Source organism: Lacticaseibacillus camelliae DSM 22697 = JCM 13995 (genome assembly GCF_001436615.1).
GTDB classification, from domain to species: domain Bacteria; phylum Bacillota; class Bacilli; order Lactobacillales; family Lactobacillaceae; genus Lacticaseibacillus; species Lacticaseibacillus camelliae.
This window is the reverse complement of the sequence record NZ_AYZJ01000006.1, coordinates 1-389: the sequence shown is the minus strand read 5'-3', so window position 1 is coordinate 389 and position 389 is coordinate 1. Positions and strand designations below refer to the sequence as shown.

General features: G+C 50.1%; 1 protein-coding gene. It reads left to right on the top strand.

Annotated elements, in window-relative coordinates:
• A partial coding sequence (locus FC75_RS00845; protein WP_082623070.1) for an IS30 family transposase occupies positions 1-389 on the top strand: 389 nt, incomplete at both ends.

Below are 389 nucleotides of genomic sequence, written 5' to 3'. Positions count from 1 at the left end.
GAAGCTACGACGCCGGGTCAAAGGTGATAAGAACGCCCATAAGCGTAAGAACAAGAAGATATACGGCGACTCAATCGAGTTACGTCCTGCGGCCGTGAATGACCGCACAGGTGTGGGACATTGGGAGGGTGACTTGGTCAAAGGCATTCGCTCAGCTGATGAGCCAGCATTAATGACCCTCACAGAACGGTACAGCCGGACTGAAATCATCGTCAAGATTCCTGACTATCATGCGGGCACCTGTCTTAAAGCTTTGCAGGACACGATTGACGACTACGGTGTCAAGGAGTTTGAGAGTATCACGTTTGACAACGGTTCCGAGTTTGCCAAGTTATCAGAGATTGTTGGAACCCAGATCTATTTTGCTCATCCATACTCGCCTTGGGAGC